The sequence below is a fragment of the Bradyrhizobium sp. IC3123 genome (genome assembly GCF_020193625.1).
Lineage (GTDB): Bacteria > Pseudomonadota > Alphaproteobacteria > Rhizobiales > Xanthobacteraceae > Bradyrhizobium > Bradyrhizobium yuanmingense.
On record NZ_JADYVF010000003.1, the window covers coordinates 378,238 to 395,586 of the forward strand.

Annotated in this window: 13 protein-coding genes; 5 read left to right on the top strand and 8 right to left on the bottom strand. The window is 64.7% G+C overall.

Annotated elements, in window-relative coordinates:
- Positions 1–28: 28 nt before the first annotated feature.
- A complete protein-coding gene (locus tag I6F20_RS11880) occupies positions 29–709 on the bottom strand; it encodes a TetR/AcrR family transcriptional regulator (protein WP_057028549.1) in 681 nt (226 codons plus the stop codon).
- 441 nt (positions 710–1,150) lie between these two features.
- On the opposite strand from I6F20_RS11880, the gene I6F20_RS11885 reads away from it, so the two are divergent.
- Together I6F20_RS11885 and I6F20_RS11890 are read left to right on the top strand one after the other, a co-directional pair.
- On the top strand, positions 1,151–2,743 hold the full coding sequence (locus tag I6F20_RS11885; protein ID WP_225126297.1) for a glycosyltransferase 87 family protein: 1,593 nt from the start codon (positions 1,151–1,153) through the stop codon (positions 2,741–2,743).
- 74 nt (positions 2,744–2,817) lie between these two features.
- Positions 2,818–4,050 carry a glycosyltransferase family 87 protein gene (locus I6F20_RS11890; protein WP_225126299.1) on the top strand — a complete coding sequence of 411 codons (1,233 nt, stop codon included), beginning with the start codon at positions 2,818–2,820 and terminating at the stop codon, positions 4,048–4,050.
- Between the two features lie 54 nt (positions 4,051–4,104).
- Here the strand turns inward: I6F20_RS11890 and I6F20_RS11895 are convergent, their stop codons facing one another.
- Positions 4,105–5,334: a glycosyltransferase family 87 protein gene (locus I6F20_RS11895; RefSeq protein WP_225126301.1), complete on the bottom strand. Its 1,230-nt coding sequence runs from the start codon at positions 5,332–5,334 to the stop codon at positions 4,105–4,107.
- Positions 5,335–5,501: 167 nt separating this feature from the next.
- Complete coding sequence (locus tag I6F20_RS11900; RefSeq protein WP_035998610.1) at positions 5,502–5,666, bottom strand: Flp family type IVb pilin; 165 nt, start codon at positions 5,664–5,666, stop codon at positions 5,502–5,504.
- A gap of 297 nt (positions 5,667–5,963) precedes the next feature.
- Here I6F20_RS11900 and I6F20_RS11905 point away from each other — a divergent pair, with 297 nt between their 5' ends.
- From I6F20_RS11905 to I6F20_RS11915, 3 genes are all read left to right on the top strand, one after another.
- The gene (locus I6F20_RS11905) at positions 5,964–7,454 is read left to right on the top strand and encodes a hypothetical protein (RefSeq protein ID WP_225126303.1); all 1,491 of its coding nucleotides are present in this window, start codon (positions 5,964–5,966) and stop codon (positions 7,452–7,454) included.
- 110 nt (positions 7,455–7,564) lie between these two features.
- On the top strand, positions 7,565–9,061 hold the full coding sequence (locus tag I6F20_RS11910) for a hypothetical protein (protein ID WP_225126655.1): 1,497 nt from the start codon (positions 7,565–7,567) through the stop codon (positions 9,059–9,061).
- Between the two features lie 64 nt (positions 9,062–9,125).
- Positions 9,126–10,121, top strand: a complete 996-nt coding sequence (locus I6F20_RS11915) for a glycosyltransferase family 2 protein (RefSeq protein WP_225126305.1) — start codon at positions 9,126–9,128, stop codon at positions 10,119–10,121.
- Between the two features lie 64 nt (positions 10,122–10,185).
- On the opposite strand, the gene I6F20_RS11920 is transcribed toward I6F20_RS11915, so the two are convergent.
- The 5 genes from I6F20_RS11920 to tilS all read right to left on the bottom strand — a co-directional run bounded on the left by I6F20_RS11920 (position 10,186) and on the right by tilS (position 17,335).
- The gene (locus I6F20_RS11920) at positions 10,186–11,625 is read right to left on the bottom strand and encodes a hypothetical protein (RefSeq protein ID WP_225126307.1); all 1,440 of its coding nucleotides are present in this window, start codon (positions 11,623–11,625) and stop codon (positions 10,186–10,188) included.
- 121 nt (positions 11,626–11,746) lie between these two features.
- Positions 11,747–12,979 carry an APC family permease gene (locus I6F20_RS11925; protein ID WP_225126309.1) on the bottom strand — a complete coding sequence of 411 codons (1,233 nt, stop codon included), beginning with the start codon at positions 12,977–12,979 and terminating at the stop codon, positions 11,747–11,749.
- Between the two features lie 9 nt (positions 12,980–12,988).
- Positions 12,989–13,828: a universal stress protein gene (locus tag I6F20_RS11930; protein ID WP_225126311.1), complete on the bottom strand. Its 840-nt coding sequence runs from the start codon at positions 13,826–13,828 to the stop codon at positions 12,989–12,991.
- Between the two features lie 252 nt (positions 13,829–14,080).
- Positions 14,081–16,003, bottom strand: a complete 1,923-nt coding sequence (ftsH, locus tag I6F20_RS11935) for an ATP-dependent zinc metalloprotease FtsH (protein ID WP_035998585.1) — start codon at positions 16,001–16,003, stop codon at positions 14,081–14,083.
- A 276-nt stretch (positions 16,004–16,279) separates the two neighbouring features.
- Positions 16,280–17,335: a tRNA lysidine(34) synthetase TilS gene (tilS, locus tag I6F20_RS11940; RefSeq protein ID WP_035998583.1), complete on the bottom strand. Its 1,056-nt coding sequence runs from the start codon at positions 17,333–17,335 to the stop codon at positions 16,280–16,282.
- Between the last annotated feature and the right edge of the window lie 14 nt (positions 17,336–17,349).

Consider the following 17,349-nt stretch of genomic DNA (forward strand, 5'->3'; position numbering starts at 1 on the left):
GGCCCGGGCGATCCCGGTGGCGGTCGGCTCAGGCGCCGACCAGTGCCTTGGTCGTCGGCAGCAGCGTCTGCTGCACCACGAGGCCGCGGGCGCGGGCGTCCATGACGCCGACGGCGCGCAGCGCCAGCAGCGTCACGGTCTGCACCGCATCGCGCATCTTGACGGGATCATCGAGATTATCGGGCGCGAGCGGCCCGACCAGGGCCTCATGCAGCGCGCCGAGCAAGGCGGTGGCGGCGAGCGCGGTGTCCTGCGCCGGCAGATGGCCGGCACGCACGGCGGCGTCGATCCGCGAGGCGATCTCGCCGGCGATCTCGCGCCGGCTGGCGAGACGGGAGGCGCTGACATCGACATCGACAGGCTCGGCCAGGATGCCCCAGGCCAGCCTGCGCTGCGACAGCGTATGCACCGCCACGGTGGTGACCGCGGCCGCCAGCGCCGAGGACGGCCCCGGCGCGGCATCTGCCGCTCTTCGGATCGCCGCGAGCTCGTCGCGGGAGACCTCGGCAATGAGCTCGGAGATCAGCTCGGCCTTGGAGGGGAAATAGCGATAGACGGTGCCGGCCGCGACATTGGCCCGTACCGCGACCGGCGCGATCTGCACCGCCGCCATCCCGCCTTCCGCCGCCGCCTCCCGCGCCGCCGCCAGTATGGCGCTGCGCCGCGCCGCAAGGCGCTTCACCACTTGATGCGTCCGCCGATAAACCATGGCGCGCTTCCTGTCCCACACGCCGGCCGCACGCCCTGCAGCCGAACGCTTCTCACGCAATAGATGCAAATCGCCCCGCAAGGACTGAACAACTATTCAGGGTGAATGACAAGATGCAAATGCGTGGGGCGTCATGGTGGGCGGACGGAGGCGTCAAGCTGCGTCGGCGGGCGCGTGGGCTTCGTTCTGCAACGCACTCCGCCCTCGTTCCCGTTTCCGACATCCACAATCTCTAGGTGTCAAATCAGAAAATTCTCGCAAAGATTCATGCAACCTTAACTGGCTACCCGTAGTCCTACGGTTGTAAATTGGAATTCGGCAATGCGTTTCACGAGCGGGCTTTCTGCGGTTCAGCGACCCGGCTCTGCTCGTGATGTTCCCGGCGCATATGGCGCCTTGATGCTGGAACGCGCGGCGATTTCTTCCGATCCGCGAGAGGTCATGTCCCTTCCCGCGGCCGACAGGCTGCGGCGGTCGTGGAGGGCGAAGCAGCGCGGCAATGCGCTTGCAGCGATCGCCGTTGTCGTCTGCTCGATGCTGGCAGGCGCGCTCTACACCCTGGCCATGGGAGAGGACGTCAACTGGGATTGGCAGAACTACCACGAATACAATGTCTGGGCCGTTCTCAACGGCCGCTATGGCGTCGATGTGGTCCCGCCGGGCTTTCAGACCTACTTCAATCCGCTCGTCTATTTCCCCGTCTACTATCTCCGCCACGTGCTGCCGGCGCCCTATGGGCTGATGATCATCGGCGCTGTTCACGGCCTCAACCTTGCGCTGATCTGCCTGTTCGCGCGGCTGCGCCAGGCCGCAACCATCGCGTCGGTCGCAGCAGTGGTCGTCATCGCTGCCTCGGGTCCGATGACGCTCTCGGAAGTCGGCACGAGCTTTTCCGACGTGCTGCTGGCCTTGCCCGTGATCGGCGGCTGCCTTCTGATCCTGGTGGCGGATCGCCGACCGGCGATCTGCGTCCTGCTCGCGGGATTGCTGATCGGTGCCGCCGTCGGGCTGAAGCTGACCAATGTCGTCTACGCGATCGGCGCTGCCGCGGCGCTGATCGTCTCCGCGCGTCCGCTGCGGGCGATCACGCTTCTTGGCATCGGCGGAATGGCCGGCGCGGCGCTCACCGGCGGGGTATGGTGCCTGATCACGTGGCGCGACACCGGCAATCCGATCTTCCCGCTGTTCAATGCACTGTTCCAGTCGAGCGAGGTGGCCGGCGTCAACCTGATGGATGCGCAGTTCATGCCTCATGGCGTGCTCGACGCATTGGCCTACCCCTTCTACTGGCTGATCGGCGACCACCGAGGCGCGGAGCATCCGTTCCGCGACGCGCGCTTCGCGGTGGTGATGGTCCTGCTCGTGCTCGGCCTGTGGGTCCGCGCGAGGCGCAAGAGCGCGATCCTCACCCGGGGTGACGTGCAGCTGGTGGTGCTGTTTGCGGCCTCTTACCTCGCATGGCTCGGCTTGTTCTCGATCCAGCGCTATGCGGTGGTTCTGGAGCTCCTGTGCGGTCCGCTGATCGTTCTCCTGCTCACGCGCCTCGCCGCGAGCACCGGACCGTCATCGCTGACGGCGTCCCCTCGTCCGCTCGCCGTGTTGACGTTGACGCTCGCAGTCGCGATCGCAGCGTGGTCGCAGCCGGCGGACTGGTGGCACCGCCCCTGGTCCGACGTCTACCGGCCGAAGATCGCCCACGAGCTCGATCAGCCCGCGACCTATTTCATCCTCGGCAAGCCACTGGCCTATATCGCGCCGCAGCTGCCCTCCCAATCGCGCTTCTACCTGCTCGCCGATATCGCCGTGCCGATCGTCCCCGGCGGCATCTTCGACCAGCGCATTCGCGCCGGGCTGAAGACGCCGCTGCCCGGCGGCGTCCGCGAATTGCACATGCGCGGCGATCCGGACCGCAGCGCGCTGCTGGATCGCTACGAGCTCACCATCGATCGCTCCCGGCCCTGCGTCACCATTGAGGGCGCCCGCCCCGGCACGGTGATCGAAAGTTGCCCGCTGATCGCGCGGACTGCGCATTAGTCGCCGTCCGCGCGGAACTCAAACTTGAGAACCATCGCGCCTCTCGAACAGAGGCCTTACCCTTTGAGCGTACAATGAGTCATGGCAAGCTTGGCACAGGCAATCCAGCATCAGTAAGGATCTACGCGTCCCTCACCGTGGTCGCTGCGGCCATTCTGCTGGCGGTTGTCATATTTGACTTCCAACTGGCAGCATCCCAGTCGTTCCCATCGTTCGTAGTTGACCCAGGCGGCTTTCCGGTTGGTCGAGATTTTCTGAACACTTGGATAGGCGGCCGATCGGCTTTTTCCGGCGGCCCTGCGGACTGGTTTGATTCCAGCGCCTACATGGCTGCGATAGCGAAGGTGACCGGCATTCCCGATTTGGCACCTCTGTATTGGTCGTATCCGCCGCATCTTCTGTTCGTCATTTGGCCCTTTGGTTTGCTCGGTTTTCTGCCGTCGTACATTGTGTGGTGCGTCACCGGGCTCGCCCTGTATGTTTGGGCGGCAACATCATGTGGTGTCGAACGAAAATACTGGGTGTTTCTGGCCGTCGCACCTGCCGTCACGGTTAACGTATTCCTCGGCCAAAATGGCTTCTTGACCGCTGCGCTCTTGATCGGCGGTCTGGCAAACCTCGAGCGGCGGCCGATACTCGCTGGAATTTTGTTTGGTATGCTGACTATCAAGCCGCAACTCGGTCTCCTGCTTCCGATCGTGCTGGTGCTGGGAGGGCACTGGCGAGTCATTGGTTCAGCCGTCGTCATGACGGTGTCGCTTGTCGCCGCGACTGCAGCATGGTTTGGGCCAGAAATCTGGATCGCATATTGGCATAAAGTTTTGCCGCAACAGCACGAACTGCTCGACGTGGCAGGTATCATGGGCTGGCCGATCGTTGCCTCAGCCTTGATCAACGCCCGCCTTGCGGGTCTTCCGGCTGATTTGGCCTGGGTAGTGCAAGGAGCGGCGTCGGTTTGCGCCGTCGGTGCAGTGGTTTGGACATTCTGGCGCAAGCGCGATCCGGTCCTCTCACTAGCGCTCTTCGTTACCGCCACCTTCTTGTTTTCGCCCTGGATCATGAACTACGACATGGTCGTATTCGGATGGATTGTCGCGCTCCTGCGTCAGCGCGGAAACGAAACGTTCGTGGATCAAATTCTTTCGCTTGCGTTATGGGCGTTGCCTATTCTGATGTTCCCATTCGGCTTCGCGCAAATACCGATCGCTTTACTGATCCTCCCCTTGTTCGCCGCGCGTCTCCTATGGCGGTTGTCCAATGGCAAAACAAAGCAGGCCTCGTCAGTGGCATCGCCAGCTTTAGCTTGAGTGGCGACATTTCCCATCTGACGTCTGACCAGTGCCTGTGCCCGACCGAGCTTCTCAGCTCGTTCGTGTGAGAGCGACCTGCGTTGACGCGGCCTCGGCACTCCGCCAGGCTGCGCAGCGTCCGAGGATCAGCCCGAACACGATCAGGATCGCCGGGAAGCCGACCGGCTGCCCGAGAAACAGGAAGCTCGCAAGCAGGCCGAAGACGAGCGCCAGCGCCATCACCTCGTGGCGTGCGAAACCTTCGTCGAGACCGGCTCGGATGAGGAAGGCCACGGCGATGCCCAGCACGACCAGATCGTACATGAAGAGATAGGGCGTCGTCAGCAGCGCCGCGGTCGCGAGCATCGCCGCCTTGAGGGCATAGGGCAGCCGGCTCCGCCACACCACGACCAGCGCCACGGCAACAGCTGTGGTCAACACCCACTGGAAGATCCATGCGAGCTGCTCGGTGCCGCCGAGATAGCGCACCAGCGCGAAGATGCTCTGCATCTTGAACCAGGGCGCCCTGCCTTCGGTCAGGAAGGCCTGGGAGAACATCGGAATCCAGTGGAAGAACGCCTGCCAGCTTTCGGTGCCGAAGGCGAACCAGGATAGTGCAGCGATCGCAACGGTGACGATCGCGGCGCTGAACAGCACGGTCCATTCGGCGGCGGCGAGCAGGACAAGCGGAAACAACAATCCGTATTGCGGCTTGTAGCTGAGAAGGCCGAGGCAGATTCCAGCCAGCACCGGCCGCGTCGGCAACAGATAGAGCATGCCGCCGATCAGCGAGGCCGTGAGGAAACCGTTCTGCCCGACCAGGATGTTGAGGAAGGCGGCCGGAAATCCAACCGCAATTACCAAGCCCGCGTTGCGCCCGATGATGGCGCGCATCACGGCGAGATAGGGCACCATGCTGAACGCGGCCCAGCCGATGAACGCCACCGTATAGGGAAATTGCGCGAGGAAGGACGCGACGAACAGGAAGGGCGGCGGATAATGCCAGGCGAAATGGCCGACAAAATCCTGCTTGAGAAGCGCAAGCTCGACCTGCTTCTGAATGTCCCAATCCCAGGCCTGCGCGGGATGCCCCTCGAGCGCCAGTCTTCCGGCCGCCCAGACGTTGACGAAATCAGTGGGGATGCCGCGCCCGTCGGCGTCAAAGATCCAGAGATGGGCGAGATAGGCCGTCGGAAAATACGCCAGCGTGACGATCGCCAGCACGAAGGAGATGTTGACGAGGATCGCTGGGACCGCACCGTGACGGCCGATTGCAGGCGGAACGGAGGAGGCTTCGGCCATGCGGCTTCCTTGCGCGATGATGTGAGGCGGATGCGCCCAAGCCATACACCCGAGTGGCTTGAAGGAGGCTTAAGCCTGATCGTCGAACGCCCCGCGCCGATTCCTGGACAACGCAAAAGAGCCCCGTCGATGACGGGGCCCTTCGCTATTCCGCTGGTCGTCCGGCCTTACTTGAGGCTGGTCGAGATCGAGCTGAACTTCGTGTTCAGCGTGGTGCCGAGGTTGTTGACGACGGTGATGATCGCCAGCGCGATGCCGGCAGCGATCAGGCCGTATTCAATGGCGGTGGCGCCGGATTCATCCTTCATGAAACGCGCAACGAGGTTCTTCATAGAGTGCTCCAAATGAGTACACGAGGCTACAACTGATCTGGTCTCTTCGGCTTCCCAGCGCCGCCCGACCATGGCAACGGAACGTAGAGGCAAAGAATTGCACCGCAGTTAATTCGGCTGCGTAAACACCGAGCGGATTGCGTGTATCGGCCCATGGTAAATCCAAGTTCGAAACAATCCGTTAAATTGTAAGCATCTGACGCCGGCCTGGCGCGGCCGGTTTACCCGAAGTTATGACCGGCGTGGTCCAATGCCGCCCGCTCGGGCCGGCAAGAACAACCAGGACGACGAGACGGCATGTCCCTTTCCTTCGCCAACAGCATCGCGGTGCAGGGCCGCGCGCGTGCCCTGGTGCCGTTGTGCGTCGGCGCCGGCGCCTATCTGTTCTTCCTGTTCCTCGGCGACACGCTGCTTCAGGATTCCGACTCGTTCTGGCAGATCAAGATCGGGCAATGGATCCTCGATCACCGCGCCATGCCCATGATCGACTTCTATTCCTTCACGCGGACGGGCGCGCCGTGGATCTCGACGTCCTGGCTGTCGCAGGTCGCGTTCGCCTTCTCGCATGCGCACTGGGGCTGGGCAGGCCCCGTCATCCTCACCGCGGCCGCCGTCGCGCTCACCGTCGCGATCTTCGTCCATCTGCTCGAGGCGCATATCGGAGCCCCGCGCGCGGTGCTGTTCGCAATGCTGGCGCTGCTGCTGTCGATCCATCACGTGCTGGCGCGGCCGCATATTCTGGCGCTGCCGGTGATGGTGGCGTGGGTCGGCTTGCTGATGGCGGCTGCGAGCCGCCGGAGCGCGCCGTCCTGGACCTGGCTGCCGCTGATGGCGCTGTGGGCGAACCTGCACGGCGGCTTCGTGCTCGGGCTCGCGCTGATCGGCCCGATCTCGCTCGAAGCGGTCGAGCATGCCGGGAAGGGACGACGGCTCGCCCTGTTCATGCGCTGGGTGCTGTTCGGAATCGGGGCGCTGATCGCGAGCTGCTGCACGCCGTACGGCTGGCGAACGCTGCAGGGCGCGACCAACATTCTCAGCCTCGGCGAGTTGCTGACACTGATCGTCGAATGGATGCCGGCGAACTTCGCCACGTTCACCCCGTTCGAAGGCGCCCTGCTCGCCCTGATCGCATTCGGTTATTATCGCGGCCTGGTGCTGTCAGCACCCCGGATCTTCCTGATCCTCTTCCTGACCTGGAGCGCGCTGAGCCACGTCAGGAGCATCGACGCATTTGCATTCCTGGTGCCGCTGGTGCTGGCAAAGCCGCTCGGCGAGATGTTCCCGCAGCCGGCGCTTGAGCCCGCCGGTGCCGACAGCTGGCCGGGCCGCTATGTCACGGCGCTCGGCGCGCTGATGATCGTGGCGGCAAGCTGGACCTCGACCTCGCTCTATCTGGGGCACCACCGCTTCACCTTCACGATGACGCAGACGCCGGTTGCCGCGGTCGACCTGCTCGAGCAACGCAAGGTGCAGCGCGTCTTCAACGCCTACCAGTTCGGCGGCTATCTGATCTCGCGCGATATCCCTGTTTTCGTCGATGGCCGCGCCGAGCTCTACGGCGAGAAATTCATCATGGACTTCTTCAAGGCGACCGAGGGCAAGAAGCCCGAGCTGCTGCCACGCCTGCTCGACGAGCACAAGATCGACGCGACACTGCTGGGCGCGGATGCGCCGGGCCCGCAGATCCTCGACCAGCTCAAGGGCTGGAAGCGGATCTATGCGGACGACATCGCCGTGATCCACGTGCGCGACGCCGCAGACGGCGCGACCGCGGCGCCTTCGAAGTGACGACCGGCTCCAGCGCGCGTCTTCGGCCTCAGCGACTTCATCAGATGGTTCCTTCCAGCAAGCCGATCCTGACAGATCCGGCGCGTTCCGCCCCGGACCGAGCCGTGGCGATGATCGTGCTTGCGATGCTGGCTGTAGTCTCGTTTGTTCCGGTGCTGCTGACGCCCATTCCGGCGATGGTCGATTATCCCAATCACCTCGCCCGCATGTCTGTTCTGAGCCAGAACGGCACCGCGGGTGCAAATCCGTATTACGAGGTGAGGTGGGCCTTCTATCCCAACCTCGGAATGGACCTGCTGGTCCCGCAGCTGGCGCGGCTGATGAGCGTCGAGAACGCGACGCGGCTGTTTCTCCTGCTGAGCCAGGTCCTGATCGTCACCGGTGCGCTTCTGCTCGAATGGGTCAGGAAGGGACGCATCCATCTCGCCGGCTTCGCCGCGCTCGCTTTGCTCTATTGCCTGCCGTTCAGCTGGGGTTTCGTGAACTTCGAGTTCGGGCTCGGCCTCGCGCTCTGGGGCATCGCCGTCTATCTGATGCTGGCGGAAGGCCCCTGGCCGCTGCGCTTCATGGCCAATCTGATCTTCGTCGCCGCGCTCTATGTGGCGCATTTCTTTTCGCTCGGCATCTATGGCGCAACGCTCGGCCTTTTCGAGCTGTCGCGCGTCCGCCAAGGGCGGGTCGCGTATTCCGTCGCGGCCGCGCGGCTTGGCGCGCTGGCCCTACCGGCGCTTGCGCTGCTTGCGATCATGCATGTCACGGCAGGCGCGATCGGAAGCCAAGGCAATGACTGGTTCCTCGCATTCAAGCCGGTCTGGCCGCTCCGCATCATGAACGGTTACAATCTGACGGCCGCGGCGGTGACGGGGCTGACCCTCATGACCGCGTTGCTGTTCGCCGCAAGGCGCGACTTGCTCAGGCTCGAGCCCGCCGGGATCTGGATCGCGCTCGGTCTTGCGCTCCTGTACGTGGCCATTCCCTCGAGGCTGTTCGGGACCTCTTTCGCCGACCTCCGCGTGTTTCCTGCTGCGGCGCTGATCCTGCCGGCGTTCTGCTCGCTGTCGCTGCCAAGCCGGGCTTGGCGGATGGCTGCACTCGCTGCGATCAGCGGCATCACGCTGATCAATCTCGCCGTTGTCTTCACGGTATGGCTGCCCTACCGCACTGACTACGCGGCCATTATCGAGTCGTTCCGCAAGGTCGAACGTGGCTCGCGCGTCCTCGTCAGCAATGCGGACGAAGCTGGCGACCCGCCCTTCGCCGATCTCACGGCGTATCCGATGTATTATGCGCCAACGCTGGCGGTGCACTATGCCAATGCGTTCGTGCCCAATCTCTTCACGGAGGCGGGCAAGCAGCCTGTTCGGGCCGTCGAGGCCGTGCGCCATCTTGCCACTCCGGATGGCGGACTGGTGTCCTCAGGCCTGCTCACCGCGATAGCAGCGGGCCACCCGCCGGCGGACTCGCCGCGCTTTGTCCGCACCTGGTACCGGGATTTCGACTACCTCTATGTGCTGGGACCGCGGGCCGCAAACCCGCTGCCGGATCTGCTGGAACTATTGGAGACCTCGGATCGGTTCGTGCTCTACAGGATTCGCCGCAAGTCCTGAGAAAGGCGACCTTAACCACCTGCCCGTAGACTTCCGTCCCTGCAACCCAGCTGGACTCCTTCGCATGGCGGCCAATTCCGGACCGATCCGCTACAGCCTCGTCATTCCCGTCTTCAACGAGGAAGCCGTACTGCCGATATTGTTACGCCGGCTCGACTTCCTGCTGTCCCGGCTCGACGGGCCGGCAGAGGCGATTTTCGTCGACGACGGCAGCAGCGATTCCAGCTCGATCGTGCTACAGGCACTTGCTGTGCGCGACGCCCGCTTTCGCTATATCGGCCTGTCGCGGAATTTCGGCCATCAAGTCGCCATCACCGCCGGCATGGACGCCGCGCAGGGCGACGCGATCATCGTCATGGACGCCGATTTGCAGGATCCGCCCGAAGTGATCGAGCAATTGATCGCAAAATGGCACGAAGGCAATGACGTCGTCCACGCCCGCCGCTTGTCGCGCGAGGGCGAAAGCCGATTCAAGCGCGCGACCGCACACCTGTTCTACCGGCTGCTCGGCAAGATGTCCTCCGTCGGCATCCCCGCCGACGTCGGTGACTTCCGCCTGATCGATCGCAAGGTGCTGGACGCGCTCAGGCAGATGCCGGAGCAGGATCGCTTCGTACGCGGCATGATCGCCTGGCTCGGCTTCCGCCAGGCCGAGGTCACCTTCCATCGTCTCGAGCGCGCCGCGGGCGAGACCAAGTACCCCCTGTTCAAGATGATCCGCCTAGCGGTGAACGCCGCGCTCGGCTTTTCCGATCTGCCCTTGCGCCTGGCGATCTGGTGCGGATTGACCGTCTCGGCATTCGCACTGCTCTACGGCGGCTGGGTCGTCGTGATGTGGCTGAGCAACGACGCTCATCTCGTGACTGGCTGGTCCTCGACCATTGTCCTCCTCTCGCTGTTGTGTGGAATGAACATGCTGATGACGGGGATCGTGGGCCTTTACGTCGGCCGCATCCATGCCGAAGTAAAGCGCCGTCCACTGTACGTGGTCCAGAAGCGAGCCGGCTTCGATCGCAACGAGGCGGCGACTGTACCCGCCAAGCACGCAATCAACGAGTGATCCGCCGCAATCATCTCGGACGTGAGGCCAACACCTCGTCTTCGATGCTGCTGGCGAGCTGGCTTTACTGCATCTCCCGGCGCTTGTGGACGACCGCCACATCGTCGCTGTACACGCGCTGCCAGTGCGGGAGCCGGTCAAGCATCGCTGTGGCGGGCGTATTCGGTGCGAGCAGCGTCGCGCGGATCTTGTAGTCGTCGAGCAGCTTAAGAAAATCTCCGAGGTCAATCAGCGCCAGGGCGCGATTGTAGCGGTCGATGAACGGTCCGCCGAACAGTTCCGCGCGGCCGTCGATGAAGGTTGGAATGCCGGCAAAGACCAAATAGCCGCCGAAGGAATAATCGTTGAGCAGCGGCCCCGCCTTGGCGAGGTCGGCACGGGCGACCGCCGCCTCGGGGGTGATGAGGGGAGCCGGCCGGATGTCGCGCGCCAGCGCCAATCCACTCATCGCGGCCAAGATGCCGAATGCCGCCAGGTTCAAGCCACGCGAGGAGCGGTCGGTCTCGTTCCCGCTCGGCCCGCCGAACCTCCGGGCCAGCGGGGCCGCGAGGTAGAGCGGTGCCAGCATGGCCAGCAGATCCGCATTGCGCATCTGCGCCAGCGCGAAATGGAGCAAGCCGATCACCACGAGGGTCCGCACGACCGGCAGCGTGACGCCGCGCGAGAGCGCGAAGATGCCCCCCAGCAACAGCAGCTCGAAGCCGCCGATGCGGCTGAAATCCTGCGGCCGCCATTCCGCGATCCAGGCGAGCGCGGGACCGAGGCCGAGTGTCGTGATCGGCATCAGCAGCGGTTCCGGCCCATGCGGCGTCAGGCAGGATGCGGCGACGGCAAGCAGTGTGAATGGCACCCAGCGCAGCAGCACGCGTGGCCATTGGCTTCGCTCCTCGCGCAGCAGCGCCTCGAGCACCACGGGTCCAATCAAGCCAAGCGCCAGCACTCCGCTGCCGTGCAGATTGCCCCACACGACCAGCAGCGGCAGGGCCCAGTATGGTGGCGGCCTGCCGTGATCCATGCAACGCACCAGGGCAGCCGCCCAGATCACCATGATGGGCATCACGAGCACGTGTGGCCGCGCCAGCATGTGCGGCGCCGTCAGGATGACGGCCGCGATCACCATGACCAGCGTCTGGGTCGGCGACAGCTCGCGCAGCAGGAAGTATGTGAGCAGACCAAAGGCGAGTGCGATCGCCGCGGCCGCGACGACGACGACGCCGGGCCAGCCGGACAGGACGTAGGCTCCGGCATAGATGACTTCCGACAGCCATTCGAACGTGATCCAAGGCGCGCCATGCTTCGAAAACGAAAATGGATCGCTCGTCGGCAGGGTCCCATGCGCCATGATCCAGCGCCCGAGCTCGACGTGAGAATAGCTGTCGGGATCTCCGAGCAGCTTCGGGCCGACAGCCAGCAACACAGCGTAGACGGCGAGCCCCACAGCCCAAGGGAGCGCTGCACGCGCCGAAAACGGTTGAACCGCGCTGGAGACGACCTGATCAGTCATGGCGGGCCAAGCTAGGCCTTAATTGTTAAGGTGTTCTTTAATGTTTCACCGATCGCGCGTGCGGAAGCGAGAGAACCGCCATCGCAACGTCCGGGTCCTCCGCCGAAACGCCACGCGGGCGCTATCGCACGAGATCGATCAGGAGCAACGCGGCGCTTGTGAACAGTCCTGCGATCGGCACCCAAATGGGCACGAAGAACACGCCGGCGGGAGGCTTGGATTCTCTCGTCTTGATGCGAAGAAGCGCCAGGTTGACCAGGACGAAGATCCCGAGCGTCAGGCGTGAGGTCCATTCGGCCAATCCGGTCAAGGGAACGCCGAGGGCGAGGATCAGGATGGCGCCCACGCCGAAGAGGGTTGCAACCACCGGCGCGCCGCTTCTGGCGTTCACACGGGCCAGAAAGGCCGGAAGGCTGCCTTGGTCCGCAAGCCCGTACAGCACACGTCCGATCATCAGCATGTGAACGATGATCCCGTTGACCGTCGCAACGATCGCGATGACGCTCAATACCGAGAGGGGAAGACCGGTCAACCGCTGAAAGACAAGTGCAAGCGGAGCCGAGGCGTGCGCGAGCTCGGCCGGGGGCACCGCGACGACCGCGACCCAGACGACGATCATGTAGAGGAGCGCGGTCACGCCGAGGGTGATGAAGAGCGCCCAAGGCAGCGTTTGGGACGGATTCTTCATCTCCTCGGAGATGTTCACGAGGTGCTCGAACCCGATGAACGCAAACACGGCGAGCAGCGACGTCTGTGCGATCCCGGTCCACGCTGCTTTATCGCTCAGGGGAGCCAACAGTTCGGGCAGCCGGGAGACCAGGGCGTCGCCCTCAAACAGCCCGGCTCCGACAATGAGGACCAATCCTCCGATCTCCACGACCGTCATCAAGCCGGCGAAGCTGATGGACTGAACCGCGGAGAGGCAGGCGATCGCTCCCATCGCGAGCACGACGCCCGCGATGATCCAGCTGGCAGGCAGCGGCAGGAACACGCTGATGTAGCCGGCGCTCCCCACGGTGATGGTCGCGCCCGAAATCGTCGCTGCAGCCACCACGAGCAACCCTGTGGCACCGCTGAGCCATTTTCGATGAAACGCGGCCTGGACATAGGCGGCCTCGCTCGCCGCGACCGGCAGTCGCGTGCCCAGTTCGGCAAAGCTCCCGGCCGTCACGCCCATCACGACCGCGGCAACGAGGAACGCCAGAGGTGCATGCATTCCGCTCCGGGCAGCGGCCGCGCCCACCAGGACGTAGATGCCGGCGCCGATCGTCACGCCGAGCCCATAGAGGACCGCGTGCGTGAGCGTCAGCGATCTGACCAGTTTCGTAGACCCGAGCGGCGCCACCTCCTGCATCACCAAGCGTCAATGCGAAAACAGGATCGGCACCGGCGGCTTGGACAGCAGGCCCCTGGTCGCGCCGCCGAGCACGAATTCCCGCCACCTCGGCGTTCCGTACGCGCCCATCACGAGGACGTCGATGCCGTGGGACAGCACGTAAGATGTGAGGACCTCGTCGATCGGCTTGCTCTCGGCATCGATCTCATCCAGCACGACCTCGATGCCGTGACGAGCCAGGTTCTTCGCCAGTTCTCGGCCGGAATGTCTGGAATCCAGGGGCTTTTCGTTGGTGACAGTCACGACGCGTACGCTTCTTGCGCTTTCAAGCAAAGGAAGTGCGTCGGAAACCGCTCGCGCAGCGGTGCGGCTGAAGTCCCAAGCCACGCAGATGGCATCGAGCCGCAAGGGACGCGACCGCGGGCCGGTGGGCAGGATCAGCGTCGGCCTGCCGGATTCGAAGATCACCTCCTCGGCGTACCCCAGATCATGGGAGTCCGGCACCGCCATGATCGTGAGATCCCGAAGCCTTGCATAGTCAACCAGCAGCGCGGCCTCGCTGGCGGTTGCACAGTGCTCGAAGATGGTCTCATGCCGGACGCCGGATTTGTCGGCGGAGGCTTCGAATGCGGCAAGCAGGGCTTTCGCATTCTCGCGGCTCTTGGCGGCCTCGCGCGCAATAAGCGCGGGTATGTCCAGGATGACATCCCCGAGCAGGCTTGCGCGCACCTCCGCATGGACCTCGCAGGAAATGGCTGCGAGGTGCGCCCCCAGGGTGGCGGCCACCGAGACGGCATCGTCGATCACTGAAACCGGCGTCGGCTCCGGGTAGCTCGCCAGGGTCAACAGAACATCCTTGAAAGCCATGTGTGCCTCCTTTGACGAGTCGGAACCTAACGCCGTCGAGATGCTCCTTCTTGACCCACCGCAACCGATTCAACCGGATGGCTGTGGCAAAACGGCCCAGGCTCGAACGATGGCGCCGGAACAGAACGCTCTGGTTCGGCGGCGCCTGCCTTGCGGGAGGGCCAGCGCAATGCGAGCTCGCGAAGGCGCGCTCGGACAATAAAAAACGCGGCGTTACCGCCGCGTTTTTCGATTCTCAACTGCCGCTTGGAATTACGCCTGCGGCTGCGGCTCCAGGCCGGGATCCGGATCGGGACGCGGGCGCGGCTTGCCGGCCGGGGGCACGGCGGAGGCGCGCGGTGTGGTCGGCTCGAGCACGGACTCGCGGTTCGGCTTCTTGCCCTTGAGCAGGTCGACGATCTCGTCGCCGGTCAGCGTCTCGAACTCGAGCAGGCCCTTGGCCAGCGTCTCGAGATCGGCGCGCTTCTCGGTGAGGATGCGCGTCGCCTCCTTGTAGCCTTCCTCGACCAGACGCTTGATCTCGGAATCGATCTTCTGGACGGTGGCTTCGGAGGCGTTCTGCGTGCGCGACACCGACATGCCGAGGAAGACCTCGTCCTGGTTCTCGCCATAGGAGACGGTGCCGAGCTCTTCCGACAGGCCCCAGCGCGTCACCATCATGCGGGCCAGGCGCGTGGCCTGCTCGATGTCGGACGCCGCGCCCGAGGTCACCTTCTCGCGGCCGAAGATCAGCTCTTCGGCGACGCGGCCGCCCATCATGATGGCGAGGCGCGAGGTCATCTGCTCCAGCGACATCGACAGCTTGTCGCGCTCGGGCAGCTGCATGACCATGCCGAGCGCACGGCCGCGCGGGATGATGGTCGCCTTGTGGATCGGATCGGTCGCGGGCACGTTGAGGCCGACGATGGCGTGGCCGCCCTCGTGGTAGGCCGTGAGCAACTTCTCTTCCTCGGTCATGACGAGCGACTTGCGCTCGGCGCCCATCATCACCTTGTCCTTGGCCTCCTCGAACTCGGCCTGCGTCACCATCCGCTTGTTGCGGCGGGCGGCGGTCAAAGCGGCCTCGTTGACGAGGTTCATCAGGTCGGCGCCGGAGAAGCCCGGGGTGCCGCGCGCGATGGTCTTGAGGTTGATATCGGGCGCCAGCGGAACCTTGCGAACATGCACCTTCAGGATCTGCTCGCGGCCGACGACGTCGGGGTTCGGCACCACGACCTGACGGTCGAAGCGGCCCGGACGCAGCAGCGCGGGATCGAGCACGTCGGGGCGGTTGGTGGCGGCGATCAGGATCACGCCCTCGTTGGCCTCGAAGCCGTCCATCTCGACCAGCAGCTGGTTCAGCGTCTGCTCGCGCTCGTCATTGCCGCCGCCGAGACCGGCGCCGCGGTGACGACCGACGGCATCGATTTCGTCGATGAAGATGATGCAGGGCGCATTCTTCTTGGCCTGCTCGAACATGTCGCGGACGCGGCTCGCGCCGACGCCGACGAACATCTCGACGAAGTCGGAACCGGAGATGGTGAAGAACGGCACGTTGGCTTCGCCCGCGACCGCACGCGCGATCAGGGTCTTACCGGTGCCGGGCGGGCCGACCAGCAGCACGCCGCGCGGAATGCGGCCGCCGAGGCGCTGGAATTTGCCGGGGTCGCGCAGGAACTCGACGATCTCCTGCAGGTCCTGCTTGGCTTCGTCGACGCCGGCGACGTCTTCGAAGGTGACGCGGCCATGGGCCTCCGTCAGCATCTTCGCACGCGACTTGCCGAAGCCCATCGCCTTGCCGGCGCCGCCCTGCATCTGCCGCGACAGGAAAATCCAGACGCCGATCAGCGCGATGAAGGGCAGCCAGGAGACCAAGAGCGAGACGAACCACGGCACGTTGTCGCCGGGCGGCTTCGCGGTGATCTGCACCTTGCTGTCATAGAGGCGCTTCACCAGCGTCGGGTCGTTCGGCGCGTAAGTCTGGAAGCTGGAGCCGTTGGTGAAGGTGCCGTGGATGTCCGGCCCCTGGATCACGACGTCGCGCACATTGCCGCGGTCAACTTCGCTCAGCAGCTGCGAGAAGGCGATGTCCTGCGAGGAGGCCCGCTGACCCGGATTCTGGAAGAGCGTGAACAACGCCAACAGCAGCAAGACAATGATGACCCAGAGGGCGAAATTGCGCAGATTGGCGTTCATCGATCTTCCTTCGTGGTCGCGCGGATCGCGGCCGTGATCCTTGGGCAGTTGATTTGGTCAATGCGAGGAAATCCCAAGGAATCCTCATCGTTAGACGGATACAATTTAGGTGCCGCCCCGGTCGCTGCCAAGGGAACGAGATGGGACTATTTATCCCATCTTAGCGCGATTCCCGCTGAAATCATGGCGTCCGAACCCGGGTTTTTCCTGCCTGGTTAAGGTGGCCTGACGGCACGGACGCGAATTGACCGGTGTCATGATCCGCTCTCGTCGCGCTCATCTGCCCTTGCGCCGCCGGGCCGGCGCCGGCGCGATCTGGATACGCCCGCCGGCAAGGCTGATCAAGGCTCCCGCAAGGGTCTGCTTCAGAACCGGCCGGCCATTTGCGGCTGCGCCGGGGCCGGCGATCGCCCGATCAAGCACCGACATCAGGGTTTCGACCTTGCCGAGTTCCGCCGGCCCTTCATGGCCGAGCGCGTTGATGGCCCGCAGCAGGAGCCGCAGCCGCACCTCCTCCGGCAGGGCGGCAAAGGTCGCGGCCTCGAAGCTCCTGACACTCGCCTGCGGCGCATCGCCGCGATCCCGCAGGCGGAGGAAGCGCTCGGCGCCGTCGGCAAGCACCTCGACCGCCGCATTGGCCCGCGCCAGCCTTGCCGCGAGCCGCGCCAGATTTCTGGCGTCGCCGCCCTCGGCCGCGAGGAGCGGCAGCAGCGCGCGCAGCCGCGGCCGTGTGTAGGCGGTGTCCCGGTTGGTGGGATCCTCGGCAAAGCCGATCCTCGCCCGCCGCAAGGTCGCGATCAGCTGCGATTTCGGAACGTCGAGCAACGGACGCGCCAGCACGATTCCGTCGCGCTCGGTGAATGGAGCCATGGCCGAGAGTCCGGCAAGTCCGCTGCCGCGGAACAGGCGCATCAACAGGGTCTCGGCCTGGTCGTCGCGGGTGTGTGCCGTCAGCACATGGCTCGCGCCGGCGGCACGGGCGGCCTGTGCGAGCAGGCGGTAACGGGCCTCGCGCGCGGCGGCAGGCAGCCCCGTCTTCGGCTTTTCACCGCGCCAGCGCAAGGTCCGGTGCGGCAATCCGAGCGCCGCGGCGAGCCGCTTGACCTCGCGCGCCTCACGGGCGGCCTCCGGGCGCAGGCCGTGATCAATCGTGACGACCGTGATTTGCGGGCCTCGCGCGAGGCTGCGCTGCCAGCGCGCTGCAAGCCACATCAGCGCAACCGAGTCGGGCCCGCCGGAGACCGCGAGCACCAGCGCCGGGGCATCTCTCAGGCCCGCGAAGAGCCGCCTCGCCTCGCGCGCCGAGATCGGTGAATCGTCGTCGTCTGACATGACGCTGCAATCAT

Coding starts and splice junctions, on each gene's coding strand:
- ftsH (WP_035998585.1), bottom strand. CDS start 16,003: ATGAACGCCAATCTGCGCAATTTCGCCCTCTGGGTCATCATTGTCTTG.
- I6F20_RS11900 (WP_035998610.1), bottom strand. CDS start 5,666: ATGAAGAACCTCGTTGCGCGTTTCATGAAGGATGAATCCGGCGCCACC.
- I6F20_RS11905 (WP_225126303.1), top strand. CDS start 5,964: ATGTCCCTTTCCTTCGCCAACAGCATCGCGGTGCAGGGCCGCGCGCGT.
- I6F20_RS11885 (WP_225126297.1), top strand. CDS start 1,151: ATGTCCCTTCCCGCGGCCGACAGGCTGCGGCGGTCGTGGAGGGCGAAG.
- I6F20_RS11890 (WP_225126299.1), top strand. CDS start 2,818: ATGAGTCATGGCAAGCTTGGCACAGGCAATCCAGCATCAGTAAGGATC.
- I6F20_RS11880 (WP_057028549.1), bottom strand. CDS start 709: ATGGTTTATCGGCGGACGCATCAAGTGGTGAAGCGCCTTGCGGCGCGG.
- I6F20_RS11930 (WP_225126311.1), bottom strand. CDS start 13,828: ATGGCTTTCAAGGATGTTCTGTTGACCCTGGCGAGCTACCCGGAGCCG.
- I6F20_RS11895 (WP_225126301.1), bottom strand. CDS start 5,334: ATGGCCGAAGCCTCCTCCGTTCCGCCTGCAATCGGCCGTCACGGTGCG.
- I6F20_RS11925 (WP_225126309.1), bottom strand. CDS start 12,979: ATGCAGGAGGTGGCGCCGCTCGGGTCTACGAAACTGGTCAGATCGCTG.
- I6F20_RS11920 (WP_225126307.1), bottom strand. CDS start 11,625: ATGACTGATCAGGTCGTCTCCAGCGCGGTTCAACCGTTTTCGGCGCGT.
- tilS (WP_035998583.1), bottom strand. CDS start 17,335: ATGTCAGACGACGACGATTCACCGATCTCGGCGCGCGAGGCGAGGCGG.
- I6F20_RS11915 (WP_225126305.1), top strand. CDS start 9,126: ATGGCGGCCAATTCCGGACCGATCCGCTACAGCCTCGTCATTCCCGTC.
- I6F20_RS11910 (WP_225126655.1), top strand. CDS start 7,565: ATGATCGTGCTTGCGATGCTGGCTGTAGTCTCGTTTGTTCCGGTGCTG.